The organism is Saccharothrix sp. AJ9571 (assembly GCF_021725495.1).
GTDB lineage: Bacteria > Actinomycetota > Actinomycetes > Mycobacteriales > Pseudonocardiaceae > Amycolatopsis > Amycolatopsis magusensis.
This window is the reverse complement of record NZ_CP091382.1, coordinates 279217-294851: the sequence shown is the minus strand read 5'-3', so window position 1 is coordinate 294851 and position 15635 is coordinate 279217. Positions and strand designations below refer to the sequence as shown.

The 15635-nt window shown below is 69.5% G+C and carries 15 protein-coding genes; 12 read left to right on the top strand and 3 right to left on the bottom strand.

Translation table 11 applies throughout. From position 1 onward, the window contains the following. Positions 1–26: 26 nt before the first annotated feature. Together L3Q67_RS01470 and L3Q67_RS01465 are read right to left on the bottom strand one after the other, a co-directional pair. On the bottom strand, positions 27–554 hold the full coding sequence (locus L3Q67_RS01470) for a DUF3558 domain-containing protein (protein WP_499187786.1): 528 nt from the start codon (positions 552–554) through the stop codon (positions 27–29). A gap of 371 nt (positions 555–925) precedes the next feature. After that, complete coding sequence (locus L3Q67_RS01465; protein WP_499187785.1) at positions 926–1885, bottom strand: S1 family serine peptidase; 960 nt, start codon at positions 1883–1885, stop codon at positions 926–928. Between the two features lie 562 nt (positions 1886–2447). Between L3Q67_RS01465 and L3Q67_RS01460 the strand changes: the two genes are divergently transcribed. After that, the gene (locus L3Q67_RS01460) at positions 2448–3089 is read left to right on the top strand and encodes an HAD family hydrolase (protein WP_499187784.1); all 642 of its coding nucleotides are present in this window, start codon (positions 2448–2450) and stop codon (positions 3087–3089) included. Positions 3090–3299: 210 nt separating this feature from the next. Here the strand turns inward: L3Q67_RS01460 and L3Q67_RS01455 are convergent, their stop codons facing one another. Then, positions 3300–4577, bottom strand: coding sequence for a helix-turn-helix domain-containing protein (locus tag L3Q67_RS01455; RefSeq protein ID WP_499187783.1), 1278 nt, complete (start codon positions 4575–4577; stop codon positions 3300–3302). Positions 4578–5262: 685 nt separating this feature from the next. Here L3Q67_RS01455 and L3Q67_RS01450 point away from each other — a divergent pair. The 11 genes from L3Q67_RS01450 (at position 5263) to L3Q67_RS01400 (ending at position 15606) form a co-directional block, all read left to right on the top strand. Continuing rightward, complete coding sequence (locus L3Q67_RS01450) at positions 5263–6126, top strand: histidine kinase (protein WP_499187782.1); 864 nt, start codon at positions 5263–5265, stop codon at positions 6124–6126. Then, complete coding sequence (locus L3Q67_RS01445; RefSeq protein ID WP_499187781.1) at positions 6127–6516, top strand: roadblock/LC7 domain-containing protein; 390 nt, start codon at positions 6127–6129, stop codon at positions 6514–6516. It begins immediately after the preceding gene. 2 nt (positions 6517–6518) lie between these two features. Further along, positions 6519–6872: a helix-turn-helix domain-containing protein gene (locus L3Q67_RS01440; protein WP_499187780.1), complete on the top strand. Its 354-nt coding sequence runs from the start codon at positions 6519–6521 to the stop codon at positions 6870–6872. Next, positions 6853–7476: a GTP-binding protein gene (locus L3Q67_RS01435; protein WP_499187779.1), complete on the top strand. Its 624-nt coding sequence runs from the start codon at positions 6853–6855 to the stop codon at positions 7474–7476. Before L3Q67_RS01440 ends, L3Q67_RS01435 begins: the two co-directional genes overlap by 20 nt. Continuing rightward, on the top strand, positions 7473–8828 hold the full coding sequence (locus L3Q67_RS01430; protein WP_499187778.1) for a cytochrome P450 family protein: 1356 nt from the start codon (positions 7473–7475) through the stop codon (positions 8826–8828). The genes L3Q67_RS01435 and L3Q67_RS01430 overlap by 4 nt, the downstream gene beginning before the upstream one ends. Before the next feature lie 55 nt (positions 8829–8883). Next, a complete protein-coding gene (locus tag L3Q67_RS01425) occupies positions 8884–10041 on the top strand; it encodes a cytochrome P450 family protein (protein ID WP_499187777.1) in 1158 nt (385 codons plus the stop codon). Between the two features lie 140 nt (positions 10042–10181). Continuing rightward, positions 10182–11003, top strand: a complete 822-nt coding sequence (locus L3Q67_RS01420; protein ID WP_499191409.1) for a S1 family peptidase — start codon at positions 10182–10184, stop codon at positions 11001–11003. 152 nt (positions 11004–11155) lie between these two features. Next, positions 11156–12499, top strand: a complete 1344-nt coding sequence (locus tag L3Q67_RS01415) for a hypothetical protein (RefSeq protein ID WP_499187776.1) — start codon at positions 11156–11158, stop codon at positions 12497–12499. Then, positions 12496–13167: a tetratricopeptide repeat protein gene (locus L3Q67_RS01410; RefSeq protein WP_499187775.1), complete on the top strand. Its 672-nt coding sequence runs from the start codon at positions 12496–12498 to the stop codon at positions 13165–13167. The genes L3Q67_RS01415 and L3Q67_RS01410 overlap by 4 nt, the downstream gene beginning before the upstream one ends. 222 nt (positions 13168–13389) lie before the next feature. Next, a complete protein-coding gene (locus L3Q67_RS01405) occupies positions 13390–14127 on the top strand; it encodes an ATP-binding protein (protein WP_499187774.1) in 738 nt (245 codons plus the stop codon). Further along, complete coding sequence (locus L3Q67_RS01400; protein ID WP_499187773.1) at positions 14128–15606, top strand: tetratricopeptide repeat protein; 1479 nt, start codon at positions 14128–14130, stop codon at positions 15604–15606. Positions 15607–15635 lie beyond the last annotated feature (29 nt).

Sequence of the window (15635 nt, the reverse complement as noted above, 5' to 3'; positions counted from 1 at the left end):
GCACGGATTTGCGGTGCGGGCGCTGTTCAGCCCGGCGGTACAACGCGTGTGAGCACCGTGGCCGCAAGTTGGGCCGCCAGCGCACAGGTATCCGGCGCCACTGCGCCCGTGACCCGGCTGCTCCCCGCCCAAACCTCGGGTTGCAGTTCCACGTGCACCACGCAGTCGCCCGAGGACGACTGGGCCTGCAGGGCCCGATATGGCCGCAGCGGAACCGGCTCAGGAACCGTGCCCGGTGCGCTCTGCGCCGCGGCCGCGCGGTCAATGTCGGCGCGGCCGCCCTGACCGAGGGAGACGGTCAGCAAGGGACCTTCGCCGGAAACCGCCCGCCACAGGCACTCTGATGCAGCAACGCCCGTCTCGGGCTGTCCCACCCCCACGCCGAGCCCGGTGCGCTCACCCTCGCTCAGCGTGCTGCACGGATCCCTGAACAACTCCTCAAGCGGCCGGCTCGCGGGCCTGCCCACGGCTGCCGATTCACCGCCGAGGTCGATCAGGCCGGCGAGGGCAGCCACCGGCGCCACACACAGCAGCCCGATTCCGGTGACCTGCAAGGGCCTCACCGGCGGCCCTCCCGGACCAGTCTGAGCCTGCCTAACGGCTCTGGCTCGATCGGCGAGCGTGCCGCAAGCGGAGCGGTCGCCGACTTTGGCAGGGAGTGGTCTGCGGGACAGCCAAGGTGCGCCGACCAGCGGACCGCTGCACGCACACGCGCTCGGCCGTTGCGCCACGACGTACGAGCCGCCCGGAGCGGCCGCAGCGTCCCGGCTTGCCCCCGCAGCGGACCGCTGGGAAGAACTGCGGAGAGGGAGTTTGATCTCATCGTGGGTTGGTCTTTCAGGTGTTGGCACAGCTGGTGGGTGCGGTGGCGGGCCCTTTGTCCCTGGGGGGAAGGGGAGGATGGCCCGCCACCGCAGCTCGTGGGTTAGCCGGTTGCGCTCGGCAGCGCGGTGGCCGCAGCCGGAGCCTGCTTGCGGCTGCCCATGACGACCTGGCGCGCCCAGGCTTGCGTCACCGGACTCGCCATGAACTTGCTCCCGGGCAGGACCTTGTTCTCGGAGATGGACGTCCTGATCCAGGCCTGGAGCACCGGGTGGGCGAGGTGGGTGAACACATTGGGGCCGCCGCAGACCATGCCGCGGGACACCGAGCCACCCAGCACGTGACGCCCGTGCACCTTTTGCAAGGAACCGCTGCCCGAATCACCGGCGCACGGCCCGATGCCAGGCCCGCCGTCCAGGCACACCTCGCCTGCGCCGATACCGGCGCCCGCGCAGGCCGCGGCCGCCACCGTCGCCATCGGCGCGGTATGCAGCCATTCCGCCGGCGAGATCCAGTTCTCCGGGTCCGGATCCGTCATCCCCCAGCCGATGACCTCATGCGCCACTCCGGCATGCGGGAGCCGGATATCGATCGGCTTCAGGGTGGTGATCGGCTTGTCGAGCTGCACCAGCGCGGCATCCCAGACCATGCCCTTGTATTCGGGGCGGGGGTCGGGAATACCCCAGTTCCATCCTTCGGGCACCACGAACGCGCGCACGCCGCGAACCTCACCGTCGTGCTCTCGGTGTAGCGACCCGATGCGCACCTGGTAGTTCGACGGATCCTCGGGGTCCGCCAGCGAACTCGCCGGCGCTCCCCACCACTGTGCTGACCTCGCGGGATTCTCCGCGGTCGACGGGGGCTGCGCAGTCACGCAGTGCGCTCCCGTCACGGCCCACTCGTCGTCAATCAGCATGACGCCGCAGCCATGTTTCGGCCCGTCCGGCGTCAGCAGCTGCAACGAGCCCGCTGCCGAATAGTCGCCCTGGGCCGGCACACCACCCACGACCGCCGCTGCAGGCGCAGCTGCGGATACCGCGACCATGGTCGCGGCCGCAGCCACGATCCATCGTCTCCCCATTTATCCTCAATTCCGCCAGGTCACGCAGGGACCCAGCATGTACGTAGCGGCCGGGCGAAGACCCGGCCAACCAATTTGGCATCGACGAGTTGGCCTTGGCCGTGGGTGGCAATGATGGAAAAGCGCTGACGCACCCATCTGTCTACCGCGCGACTACTGACCAATGGCCTACCCCGTCGGGGCCGCTGTTTAGTGCCCTTCGATTAGATCGTCAACATGCGGAGTCGCACCAGAGAAGAAATGTGTCGGGGTGTGGCGGGATGTTGCATCGGTGTGGCGTCTGCCCGTGCCGCGATTGTCAGTGGAACGTGATCATCCGCTTGCATTGAATCGCGCAGTCGATGGAATATTGCGGGCCGCAAGCCGATCGATCCGAGTCACGGTGCGTGGGCGTCGCAGGGAGGTACCAGCCAGGTACCGAACAGCTAGGCAGGTACTCGCTTTCGGCAGTACGTCGCTCCTGCCTTGCCGTCACTAGCGAGCGATGCGTAACGCAGACAACCCCCGAGTAGAGCCGCCTCGGTCCATGACGTAGGACTAGTGCATGGTGAGCGCAGTAGTGTTCGACGTGGGTGAGACCTTGCTGGACGACTCACGAGAGTGGGGCGCGTGGGCAGACTGGATCGGCGTAACTCGTCACACCTTCTCCACAGTCCTAGGGGCCGTCACAGCCGCCGGACGGGACAACGCCGAGACGTTCCAGTACTTCAGGCCCGGCTTCGACCTCGCTCGCGAGCGTCGGCTACGCGAAGAGGCTGGGCGGGGCGAGCAGATTGAAGAGCGGGACTTGTACCCAGATGTTCGAGCTGGTCTGGCCGCCTTGCGCCAGCGCGGCTTGTGGGTCGGCGTGGCCGGCAACCAGACGGCTCGTGCCGCTACGCTGCTACGACAGCTGCAGCTCCCCGTGGATGGGCTTGCAACGTCTGACGAATGGGGAGTTGCCAAGCCGTCGCTCGAGTTCTTTGAGCGGGTAGCCGACATGGTTCCCGACGGCCCAGAACAGACGGTGTACGTCGGCGATCATCGGGACAACGACGTGGTGGCGGCCAAGGCAGCGGGGTTTAAGACTGCGCTTATTCGGCGCGGTCCGTGGGGCCACTTGTGGGCGGCGGACCCACTAGTGCGCCGTGACGCGGACTGGATTATCGATTCTTTGGGTGACTTGCCCGACTTGCTCGTTACCTAAGCAGCACTCCTTACATCGCCACTGGCCTCGGCGAGGCGTCCCATCGCCGAGGCAACAGAGTGTGCCGACTCTCAGCTTGAGAACCACTTCAGAAGGCGTTCGGTAACCGTCGTTATAGCTGTCTGTGCCGCGATGCAACAGAATGCCTACCCTCCATATCTGGCGGACTAGCATGACCTACCGCGACGGTGCGACACGGACAAGGATGCCTTAGCAGGCTCGAGCCCAAGCAGCGAGGTCCAGCAGACCGGCTTCGGGACTCGGATGGGTACGCAGAAGCGCTGAGAGAGAGTCACGAACTTGGGGGTGATTTCGGGCGTGTTCGGGCGCAGCGATGCGGGCGGCTTGCAGAGATTGGTAGGCATGTTCGTGGCGGCCGAGCGTAAGATGAGCGCGGGCTAGGTCGATGTAGTAGTGAGATCGACGTTCGGCGGGCAATTGGTCAGGCGGATGCCAGTCGGATGCCCGCTCGATACCCAAGGGATCTCGGAGTTCCACGGCGACGGCAAGTTCGTGGATTCGCAACGATGCCGGGCCGAACGCTGTGCCTTGGTAGACACCCTCCGGGACTGCGGTCGCTGCGCGGCGCGCTTCACGTAGATGGTCAGCAGCACGATCGGGCTTATTTGCCCGACCGGCGACAACTGCGGCGCGCATGTGCAGAGCGCCGAGCGCAGCCAAGGACGACGTCGTGCCGAGAGCGGGTACCTGATCAGCTGCGTGTTCGAGGGCTCGGGCCGCAGTGTCGAGATCCCCAGTCGCGAAGAACGTTTCGGTATGCACGTATGCCACGACGGCCAGGAGCAACGGGTCTTCAGCAAGCCGGGCAGCGGAGCGCATAAGGTCGATTAGTCGCGCGGATAGATCTAGGTAGCCGAATTTGAAGGCCAGCCCATCCGCAGCGCGTAGTGCGAGGGTGAATAACGCAGCAACATGGCGGCGGCGTCCTGCGTCGCCATCGTGGCCGGCACGTGCGAGGTCGGTGATGAGATCGGGTAGTCCGCGCGCAAGATTGCCGTAGCGGGACTGCAGCCGGTTGTCATTGGCGCGGGTGACTTCGCCGCTCAATTCGGCGAGATCGCGGGGAGGTCCGTCGTCTGGCAGGGAGAGTCGGTCAAGCGCACGACGCAGACGGGGGATGGCAGCATGTATTACGTCAACAGGAGCGGGTTCGTGCGCACGCACATCACTGGTTCCCGTTCCTTGCCTGGCGACCTCGAGAACCACCGACGTCGGGGCGGTGACCACTGCGGAGCCGGTGGGTGTCCTTGCACTTTCCTCGGTTGCGTCGAGCAGGTTGCGCAGCTTGTCGACAGAAATTCTCAGAGCCCCTGCAAGGCCTTGCAGATGCCAAGCTGCAGGGAACTGCGTGCCCTTCTCCCATCGAATGACGGTTGTACGTTCGACCCCCACTGCGCGGGCAAGACTTACTTGTGTGTGGCCGGTTGCCAACCGCGCTTCGGCCAGAGGACTGGGTGGCTCCGCCATCGCGTCTACCTCTCTGGTTTCTTGATCGACACTGTACTCGCGGGTTGTGAGGCGCACCGTTGGCGCTGGCCTGACTTCTTGGGCAAGCAGTGGCGCGGCTGATCACACTGACCGTCCGACTGCGGCAACTCGTTCAGGAGTTACGTGGGGCCGAGCGCAGCGATCACTGTACTGGTCATGTGGCGCGACGCCACATAACGCCACATAACGCCTCATCGCGGCACTGGTGCCCGGTGGCGTAGATCCGTTGGATAGGCCTGGCCGTCGGCTACTGAGCCCAGCATTCGGTGGCTACTTCCGCAGGTACCACGAAGGAAAGTGAAGCGCGGGCGCCGTCCCAGACGGTGGCGTCCCTGACCCGAAAGTGACAATGCCGTCCTCGTCTGACAACTCCAACGGTCACAGTCTGTGGCCATGGTTGAGCGTCGCTGGTGGTTCGTCAGCGTTGCTATTCATTTGGTTTCGAGTTGTTCGCGCTCGCTCTGAGGTAGCGAGGTCCTGGCTTTCCGCGCTGCGGAAAGCGGTTGTCGATGGGCCCGGTGGCCGGCAAACCACGCACGTCGTGAGCCCACCCGTGTTGCATCCGGCGGCCGCGTGCCCGGTTGACGAGGCTGGCCGTGCAGTTGCGGCGAGTCGTGCTGCGATTGTGGATTTGGCTCAGCGTTGGCAGAGCACCGCACATGGCATGCAGGCGGAGATCGAGAGTCTGGTCGAGGCTGGGTTCGGGGATGCCGATGCGCAGTTGGAGGCGTGCGAGCGCTTGTCGCACGTGGTGGCTCAGCAGGCGCGGCGGGCGCAGTCGCTGACGGTGGTGTGCGGTGAGTGGCCTGGCCAGGAGTGGTCGAAGCCGGTCGCGTTGGGTGATGTGGTGCGCGCGGCCACGGGACGTATTGCGGCGTTCGAGCGTGTGCGGATCGCCAGCTATCCCGAGGTGCAGGTGGAGCTGCACGTGGAAGCGCTGATTCATCTGGTGGCCGAGTTGCTGGCCAACGCCGTGCAGGCGTCGCCGCCGCGGGAACCGGTGCGGGTGGAGTTTGACCGTGTGGGGGCGAGCTGGGTGGTCTTGATCGAAGATCGGGGCACGGGGCTGCACGAGGAGGACCTCGCGCGCGCCCGGGCTCTGGTGTCGGGTGTGGGGATCCCGACGCTGGCCGAGCTGGGCAATGCTCCGCATCTGGGGCTGGCGGTCGTGGGAGCGTTCGTACAGCGGCATCACTATCGGGTCCTGCTGCAGCCGGTCACGCGCGGGGTGCGGGCGAGCGTGGAGATTCCCGCCGCTCATCTGGCGCAGTCACCGCCCGCGTGCGCCGCGGCGCCGGCGCGTCGCAGCGGCACTGCCGATGAGGCCCTGCCGCAGAAGCCGGAGCTGCCCCGTCGAGTGCCGCGCCAGTTCGAAAACCGTTTCACGTCCCCGCGAGCGGAGGCCGCAGCCAGCTCCGCCACCGCGTCGGGGGTCGATTTCTTCGCTGACGCGCTCGGTCGCACGGACCCGAGCCCCGGGGCATCCGAGCCGGGTACCGCCGCTGATGAGTCGAGGGGGGAGCAGTAGATGGGCACAGGAACCGAGTTCGCCTGGGATTTCGCCGAGGTGATGCTGCCGAAAGTCCGTTTCCTGGTGGTGGCGAGCCAGGACGGGCTGCTGACCACGTCGCGCGGCGTGGTCGAGCGTGATGACGCGGAGAAGTTCGCCGCAGCGTGCGTGGGGACCTACGCCCTGGGCCGGAACCTGGGGGAGCTGACCGGCAGTGCCGGTGCCGTGGAGCAGACCGCGTATCGCTTCCCCGATCGGACGGTGCTGATCCGCGCGGCGGCGGAGGGGTCGCTGCTGGCGGTGGTCACCGACGTCGACGCTGATCTGCAGTTGCTCGGGCGGGCGATGGACAGGCAGGTCCGCATCATCGGCGAGCGGCACCTGGCGGTTCCCGACCGTGCTGACTGATCGTGGAGCGTCGTGATCGCCCGCCGCGTGCGGTGCCCTGGTACGTCCTGACCGGCGGGACCACCGACGCCGGCCGTCACCGGCTGCGGCCGGAGACCCTGCTGCGGGCCCGCGTGCCCGAGACCGAGCTGGGTGCGCACGTGCCGCCGGAGCAGCGGCGGCTGGTGGCCTTGTGCCGACCGTGGCTGTCGCTGGCCGAGGTGGCCTCCTACGTCGAGGTTCCGCTGACCGTGGCCGCGGCGCTGGCCGCTCAGGCGATCACCCACGACTGGATCACCGCAGAGCCTCCACCGCGAGCGGACCGCCCTGACCTGGACACGATGCAGAGAGTGCTTGATGGACTCCAACGACTCTGACCTCACCCGCTCGCCCGCGCCGGGCCCACCGGCGATGCGGTCGGCGAAGATCCTGATCGCGGGCCCGCTCGCGGTCGGCAAGACCACCCTGGTCGGCGTGGTCAGCGAGATCACCCCGCTGAACACCGAGGCCCCGATGACCGCGGCCAGCGTGGGAGTGGACGCGCTGAATGGGGTGGCCACCAAGACCACGACCACGGTCGCGATGGACTTCGGGCGCATCACCGTGGACCCATCGCTGGTGCTGTATCTGTTCGGCGCGCCGGGACAACCCTGGTTCTGGCAGAGCCTGCTGGATCTGGCCTACGGCGCGCTGGGTGTGCTGGTGCTCATCGATGTGCGCCGGTTCGCCGAGACGTTCCCGGTGCTCGATCACCTGCAGACCCACCCGGCGGCCATGCCGTTCGCCGTCGCGGTCAACCGGTTTCCCGGGTCCCCGCAGTACAGCGAGGAGCAGATCACCGACGCGCTGGCGGTTCCGCCTAACACCCCGGTGGTGGAGTTCGACGCTCGTGACCGCACGTCGTCGCTGGCCGCGCTGATCACCCTGGCCCGCCACGCCATCGCCCTGGAGCACCGACACCTCGCCGGAGACACACCATGACCTACCCCCACCCCCGCCCGAGCTCCACCTCCCGGACCGAGACGGAGATCGGCGTCGCCGGTCTGGAGGACCTGGCCCGGTTGAGCATGCTCGGCGAGACCACCGGCTGCGCGGACCCGCAAGCCGCCTACGCGCGGTTGCGCGAGCGCTGGGGCGGGCCGGTGGTGCCGGTGCTGCTCGAACCCGGGGTGCCGGCGTGGCTGGCCCTGGACTATGAACTGGTCCTCGAGCTGGTGACCAACGAGCAGCTGTACTCACGAAATCCGCGGCACTGGCGCCTGTTCGCCGAGGGCCGGGTACGGCCGGATTCCGGGCTGGCGCCGATGATGTTCCCGCGCCCGAACGCGTATTTCCTCGACGGGGCCGAACATCGACGGCTGCGCTGCCCCCTGGTCGACGCGCTGGCCCAGGTGGATGAGTACGGCGTGGACGCGGTGGTGCGCGACATCTGTGACCGGCTGCTCGCTCCCGTGCTGGCGACCGGCCGCGCGGACCTGATCGCCGGCTACGCCGCGCAGGTGCCGATGCTGACCATCGCGGCGCTGTTCGGGCTCGACACGACACTGCGGGAACGGCTGCAGCGCTGCCTGCTCGCGCTGTTCGGCTCCGGCGCGGACTCCCAGGCGGGCAACGAGGACCTCGAGCACATCCTGACCGGCGTGATCAGCGGCCACCGGGCCGCACCGGCGCCCGATATGACCACCGTGCTGGTCCAGCATCAGGACCTGCGTGGCGACGCGGAGATCCAGCAGTCGATGGTGCTGATGCTCTCCGCGGGCTGGGAAACCGTGCAGGTGTGGATCGCGCGGGCACTGTGGTTGGTGCTCACCGACGTCCGCTTCGCCACCCAATGGCGAGGCGGGAGGCTCGGTATCGACCAAGCGCTGGCCGAGGTGCTCTGGCGTGACCCGCCGATGGCCAACATGCCCGCCCGCTACGCCCGCGACCATGCCCTCCTGGGCGGGCGGCGTATCCAGCGCGGAGACGCGGTGATCCTGGGCCTGGCCGCCGCCAACGCGGACCCGCGGCTCCGCACCGGCCACACCTGGCTCGACTGGGACAACCACTCCCACCTCGCGTTCAGCGCCGGACCGCACGCCTGCCCCGCGCGCCGCCTGGCCCACCGCGTCGCCCGCACCGCTGTGGAGACCGCGCTGCGGCGCCTGCCCGGCCTGCACCTGGCTGTACCGGCCGCGCACATCCCGCTGCATCCCTCACCCTGGACCCGCGGACCCGCCGCGCTGCCCGTGCGGTTCACCGTCGATTCCACCCCCCACTCGCAGGAGGAGACCCACGATGCCTTCCCCGCCCTCACCCACGGCCCATCCCGCTGTCCCATGCATCGAGCTTGACCCCACCGGGCAGGACCATCACGGCGAAGCCGCCCGCCTGCGCGAAGCCGGCCCCGTGGTGCAAGTGCTGCTGCCCGGCGGCATCCGCGCCTGGGCGGTGACCAGGTACTCCCATCTGGCCAAACTGGTCAGAAGCCCGCGGGTCAGCAAGGACTGGCGGAACTGGAACGCCATCCGTGAGGGACGTGTTCCTGCGGACTGGCCGCTGAGCGGCATGGTGAAGGTGAACAACATGGTCACCAGCGACGGCCTGGACCACAAGCGGCTGCGTGCGCCGCTGGAAACGGTCTTCAGCGGCCGCCACATCGCGACCTGGAAACCGCGAATCACCGCGCTCGTGGAGGAACTGCTCGACGAGCTGCCCGCCCACGCCCACCCGGACACAGGGGTCGACCTGCGCCAGCACCTGGCCTACCCGGTGCCCATGCGCATCATCTGCGACCTGCTCGGTGTCCCCGAGCACTGGTACGCCGACCTGCGCCGCCTGGTCGACAGCACCTTCCGCACCAACACGACCCCCGCGGAGACCGCTGCGACCCAGCGTAAGCGGGACGAGCTGCTGGCCGAGCTGGTCACGTTGCGCCGCACGACACCGGGCGACGATCTCACCTCGACGTTGATCGCACACCAGAGCGCGAAACCCGAGGCGATGAGCGAGGAGGAACTGCAGGGCACGCTGTGGCTGCTGCTCACCGCCGGGCATGAAACCACCCTGAGCCTGATCACCAACGCCGTCCGCGCGCTGCTCACCCACCCCGAGCAGCGGCAAATCGCCCAGGCCGGCGACGACGAGATCTGGGCCCAGGTGGTGAAAGAGACGCTGCGCTGGGATTCACCGATCGGCAACTTCCTGGCCCGCTACCCGCTGACAAACATGATGCTCGGCGGCGTCACCATCCCGGCTGGTGAAGCGATCCTCGCCCCCTACAGCCTGGTCAACCGCGACCCCGACGTCTTCGGTCCCGACGCCGACCAGTTCATCATCGACCGCAAGCCCCCGAAACCACACCTGGCCTTCGGCGCCGGCACACACCACTGCCTGGGCGCACAACTGGCACGGCTCGAAGCGGAAGTCACGCTGCAGGCACTGTTCACCCGCTTCCTGGACCTGGCCCCGGCCACCGATCTCCGTCGCCTGACCCCAGTCCCGTCGCTGTTCTCCAACGCTCCCACCACCCTGCCGGTGCACCTGCACCCGGCGGCCGCACCCTGATCACCCGCTACGCAGCACGCATCGCTATCCGCCCGCGCGGTAGCGGTACCCCACTTTTTCGCGCCACCTCGAGAGTTTTCGTGGCCGCCGCGATATCGAACAGCAAGCACCGCCCAACGAAGGAGACCGTCTTGCCCATTATGCAGAAAATTGTCAAAGCCCTTTACACGAGAGTGGCGACGCGGGATTACCGCAAGCGACTGGCGCAGCTACCGGTCCAGCCGCTCGTGGCGGACGTGGACACACCACCGTGGGTGGTGTCGGTGAACTATCGGGCTGAGGACCACGGCCGACCTGATCACGCGACAGCGGTCGGAACGCTGATCAGTGACCGGCATGTCCTGACCGCGGGCCACGTCTTCCACGACACGAACCTGCCCGGTGACCCGCCCGAGGACGCCAAGAAGTACTTCGTCCGCGCTGGAGGCAGGCTGGCGGACTCCGGTCACACGGTGACGGTGAAGGCGGTCCATCAGCACCCGGAGTTCGACATGGGCAGTCTCGGCGACATCAACGACATCGCCATCCTGGAACTGGACGGTCCCCTCGACGTGACCCCGCTCGCGATGGGGAAGGGCGACGTCGCCGAGGGAACACCGGTGCGGGTTTTCGGCGCATACGGCCCGTATGCGCCGAGCTTCGTCGGCGTCGACACCGTCATCATCTCCCAGCGGATGGCAGTCGCCTGCAGGCCGAGGGGGCGCGAGCTGTGTATCGCCGGAGGTCCGAAGGGCACAGCTTTCGGTATCGGTTTCACCGGCGGCCCCGTCATCCCGCTCGATGGTGAGGCGCGCCTGGTCGGCCTGGTCAGCCGCGGCGGGCACATTCGCCGTCCCGAGGCCAATGGACAGCCAGGTGTCTGCACCGACGTGACGCGGTACCGGGACTGGATCGCCACGACAATCGGCGACCCCTCAGCCACGCGTGCGGCCACCGCGGATTCTCGACAGCCGCACCCGTAAACCGGCTCGCTCCTCGCCCGGGGCACCCGCACGGCCACGGCAGGGAGCTTTGCACTGATCGACCGATTCGCCTCGGCCCGGCAGCGCGACCACCGCGCTCCGGTCCGGCACGACACGACACGACACGACACGACACGACACGAGCAGGATGCATGACCACGATCGACCTCGTCCATCCACCCGGCGGTCCTGGCCGCAGCGGCCTCGCCCACGACGACCGCGGGGCACGCCCGGAGGGCGAGGACGCCTGCCTGGCCGAGGACCGGCCACCGGCCACCGCCGCACCGGCCGGTGTCGAGGCGAGCGCACGGGCACGTCAGGGGCCGGCCACGGCGTGCGCGGCACCGTTGCCGCCGGGCACGGTGGTGGTGCTGGCCACCGCCGACAGCGTCGACGTCGCCGCGCGGACACGCTCTGCCGAACGAGCCGTGCGCTCGCTCTCGCGCCTGGTGCTCACCGCCCTGATCGACACGGGCGCGGCCCCGACCGCCGCTGCGGCCGTGCACGGCACCGGCAGCGGTGGGGGCGAGGTTCGGGTGCTCGTGGCGCCCGGCTCGTCCTGGTGCAGCGCGGTGGCTCTGGGACTGACCTACGCCCACGACCTGCGAGCCGAGACAGTGCTGGTGCTCGACCCCGCCGAACCCGCCGACGAGCCCGCCGATGACCCCGCAGCACCAGGGGCATCGGTGTTCGCGGCCGCAGTGACCCAGCTCGAGGCGCAGAAGAAACCCGGAGTGGTGTGCTGTCCGCAGGCCCGGCCGTGGTGGCAGGATCCGCTGTCGCTGCACGTGCTGCGGCCGCTGTGCCTGCCCGCGCTCGGGTTCGCCCCCGACGACCCACTGGGGGCCACGCTGGTGCTCTCCCAGGCCGCGGTGACCGCCGCGCTGCAGCCGCGGTGGGGCCTGGAGCACAGCACCAGCCTGGTGCCGCACGCACTGGACATCCTCACCGCCGCTCGCACAGCCGGGCTCACCGTGTCCCAGACGGAGGCACGCCAACCCCCAGCCGGTCACTCCCGGCTCGCTGCAGAACCCAGCATCAACCGGAACGCCTGCGCCTCCGTCCTGCCCGCGGCGGTGCGGCTGTGCGCACTGGCTGTCCCGGCCTTCCGCACGTCACTGCCCGCCACCCGCATTCCGCTCACCGGTGCCGCCGCGCACCCGCCCCCGCCCGACCTGTTCCCCCGGCTCGCGCGGCACTGCGAGCAGGAGGCACGCGCCGGCCGGGCCAGTACCGACACCTGGCCGGAACCGCTGGTGACCCTCTGGCAGCGAGCCCGCGCCCCCCGACTCGACGCCACCGGCCTCGCCGACGACCTGTGGCCGCCCTACCTGCGCTGGCTCATCTCCTCGTACCGCGACGCCACTGATCTCGCGTGCGCCGACCCCACCCAGGTAGTGGACCACTGCATCGCCCGGGCCGAGCGCGCTACCAGGGAATTCCTTGATGCCATCGTGCGGGAGTCCGCGCGTGTCCGCCGGGAAGGCCAGCGATGACCACGCAGACCACCACCGGGAACACGGCCGCCATCCCGGCCGGGCAGTACGTCCGGCGGCTGGCGCGGCGCGCCGACGCCGCCGCGGACGACGGACAACTCGAGGACGCCGAGCGGTTCGGGATAGCCGCGTTCCGGTCGCTGCGCGCGGCACGTCTCACCCTCGCCGCCGGGGACCGCGCCTGCTGGCTGGGCGAGCTGTACGAGAACAGTGATCGCCGGGACGCTGCGCTGGATGCGTATCGCGCCGCACTCCAGCTCTACCGCGCGGCGGAGGAGCCGATCCGGGAAGCGGGCGCACTGCGGCGTATCGGCGCCGTGCTGCTCGCCGCCGGCCGGTCGCAGGAAGCGCTCAACGCGCTGCACACCGCGCACCGCCGCTGTATCGACCACCCAGCACTGGTCACAGCGGACGCTGCGTTGGTGGATCTGCTGCTCGGTTACGCCCGTTGGGCGTGCGGACGGCCGCGGCTGGCGGCCGAGTCGTTCCGCGCCGCGGCGGCCGCGTTCGCCCACACCGCCGATCCGCGCGCCGCACCCCTGCAGGCCGCACTGGACCAACCACAGTTCCAGCCGCCACCCGCGCACCTGCTCGGCTTCCCCCGCATTGCCCCGGTCCCGTGTGGCCCCGGCACCCAGTCGGTACGCGCGCTGCCCAGTCCATCATGAACGGAGCTCGACCATGACGACACACCGTTTCCAAGCGGACACCCTCGCCTCCTGCCTGGAGGACGCCGTGGACTTCCTGCGACAGCCCGGAAATTCCGGATACGTCACTGTCCTCGGGTCCGTACACGACGGCCAGGCGTGTGTGGATTTGACGCACCAGGACGCCGCATCACGCTGCTTTCCCGGCTCCGTGGCACCCACCGGGTCTGCTGACACGCCGGCGTGATCGCGCGGAATGCGACCGCGGGCCGCGAGCGCGGCAGGCGCGCGAGCGTGCGGCCGCCGATGCGGCGGTGGGCGAGGTGGCCTGTTCTTGTCGTAGCGGGACCGCTGCTCTGGCTGCTCGCCCAAAGCGGCGGCCTGGACTGGCTGGTCGCGGCGCACCACCCGGTGCGCACGGTGCTGGAGGGCCTGAGCTGGCCGGCCACGGTCCTCGCGCTCGGGCTCGCGATCGGTGCCGCCGCACGCCGGCGCTCCACGCCACCAGTTCACTCCACCGGCGCACCCGGCACCTCCGTGGTGTTCGCCGCCTCGGAGAAAGTCCCGGCGCCGATGCCCAGCCCCAGCCCGCGGCAGCTGCCGCCCGCACCAGCCCAATTCACCAACCGGACCGCCGATGTGCAGCGGCTCGACGAGGTGATGGCCGCGCACACCCCACCGAGCACGGCGGTGGTGGTCCTCACCGGGCTGGGCGGCGTCGGGAAAACAGCGCTGGCTCTGCGGTGGCTGCACGAGCACGCCAGCAGGTTCCCTGGTGGGGTGCTCTACGCCCAGCTCGGTGCGCGCGGCCCCGGCGGCCCGGCCACCCCGACGACCGTGCTCGCCCAGTTCCTGCGCGCCCTGGGCGCGGCACCGGGGTCGATACCGCTCGACCTGCCCGCCCAGACCAGTCTGTTCCACTCGATGACCGCCGAGCGGGCGGTGGCCGTACTGGCCGACGACGCGGTCAACGCCGCCTAGGTGCGGCCGCTGCTGCCGGCGTGCCCGGGCAGCCTCGTGCTGGTGACCAGCCGGTCCTGGCTCCCCGGGCTGGCCACCCTCCACCCGCCCATGCTCAAACTGGACGTCTTCGACGACGACGCCGGGCTGGCGCTGCTGCGCACCGCCCTGGACGGCCGGGTCGACGCCGAACCGGACGCGGCGCGCCGCCTGGTCACGCTGTGCGGCGGCCAGCCGATCGCGCTGGCCATCACCGCCGCCCGGCTGGCCACCCGGCCCCGCTGGACGCTCACGCACGCGGTCACCGCCGTGACCGACGGCGGCGAGCACCTGAGCAACATCAGCGATGGGGGAGTATCGGTGCAGGACATCTTCGACCTGGCCTACGACGCGCTCGATCCGGGCTCCGCACGGCTGTACCGGCTGCTCGGGATGTGCCCCGGCCCCGACTTCAGCACCGCGGCCGCAGCCGCCGCCGGTGCGCTGCCGGTCGCGGACACCGCCACCCACCTCACCACCCTCGTCGACGCTCACCTGCTCGACGACGACGGCGGCCGGTACCGATTCCACGATCTGCTGCGCCGCCACGCCGCGCAACGCTGCCGCATCGACGACTCCGACGCCGAACGCGCCGGCGCGGTACGCAGGCTCACCGAGTGGTACCTCGACGCAGCCATCGCCGCGGACCTGGTGGTGATGCCGCTACGGCACCGCCACGGCCCTCGCTACCCTGCCGCCCACGCGCACCCGCCCGCCTACCCCGACAGCTCCGCCGCACTGGACTGGCTGGAATCGCACCTGAACAATTTTCTGGCCGTCCTGCACGCGGCCACCGCACACCGGTGGTGGCAGCTGGTCTGGCAGCTCTGCGAAGCGCTGTGGGGACTGTTCCTGTACCGCAAGCACTTCGAACAGTGGATCGCCGCGCACACCCTCGGTATCCACGCCGCCCGCACGGCGGGCGACCCGGTCGCCGAAGCCCGGCTCCGCGTCCAGCTCGGCATCGCCCACCTCACCCTCCACGATCACGACACAGCCGCACCGCTGTTCGCCGACGCCCTGCGCCTGGCACACGACGCCGGTGACGCGCACACGCAAGCCACCGCGCGGGAGCACCTCGGCCTTGTCGCCCGCGACCGGGCCCGCCACGAGGAGGCGCTCGAGCACTTCGAGCGCGCGCTGGCGCTGAACGAGACCCTGCACGATCGGCGCGGAATCGTGCTCACCGAACGCCGCATCGGGGAAACCCTGGCCGCCACCGACCGGCACCCAGAAGCGCTGCCCCACCTGCGCCGCGCGGAAACCCTCGCCGGCAAACTCGGCGACACCGTGCTGCTGGCCCGCGCCCGGACCAGCCTCACCCGCACCTACCTCGCCCTCGACGCGGTCACTCGACGGCGACGCTCACAAGAATTGGTCTGGGAGATCCAACGATTCGTTCTGGCGCCACTGGTTGGCACAGGAGGTCGCGGCCGCGAGTGTTTGGTCACTCGGCTATGACGCGGCGTCTCCTACCAGGCCGTGTACCG

Bases quoted from the DNA above. Each gene is read 5' to 3' on its own strand.
- L3Q67_RS01415 (WP_499187776.1), top strand. From the start codon at position 11,156: ATGACCACGATCGACCTCGTCCATCCACCCGGCGGTCCTGGCCGCAGC.
- L3Q67_RS01435 (WP_499187779.1), top strand. From the start codon at position 6,853: ATGGACTCCAACGACTCTGACCTCACCCGCTCGCCCGCGCCGGGCCCA.
- L3Q67_RS01420 (WP_499191409.1), top strand. From the start codon at position 10,182: ATGCAGAAAATTGTCAAAGCCCTTTACACGAGAGTGGCGACGCGGGAT.
- L3Q67_RS01445 (WP_499187781.1), top strand. From the start codon at position 6,127: ATGGGCACAGGAACCGAGTTCGCCTGGGATTTCGCCGAGGTGATGCTG.
- L3Q67_RS01450 (WP_499187782.1), top strand. From the start codon at position 5,263: ATGCAGGCGGAGATCGAGAGTCTGGTCGAGGCTGGGTTCGGGGATGCC.
- L3Q67_RS01430 (WP_499187778.1), top strand. From the start codon at position 7,473: ATGACCTACCCCCACCCCCGCCCGAGCTCCACCTCCCGGACCGAGACG.
- L3Q67_RS01410 (WP_499187775.1), top strand. From the start codon at position 12,496: ATGACCACGCAGACCACCACCGGGAACACGGCCGCCATCCCGGCCGGG.
- L3Q67_RS01460 (WP_499187784.1), top strand. From the start codon at position 2,448: ATGGTGAGCGCAGTAGTGTTCGACGTGGGTGAGACCTTGCTGGACGAC.
- L3Q67_RS01455 (WP_499187783.1), bottom strand. From the start codon at position 4,577: ATGGCGGAGCCACCCAGTCCTCTGGCCGAAGCGCGGTTGGCAACCGGC.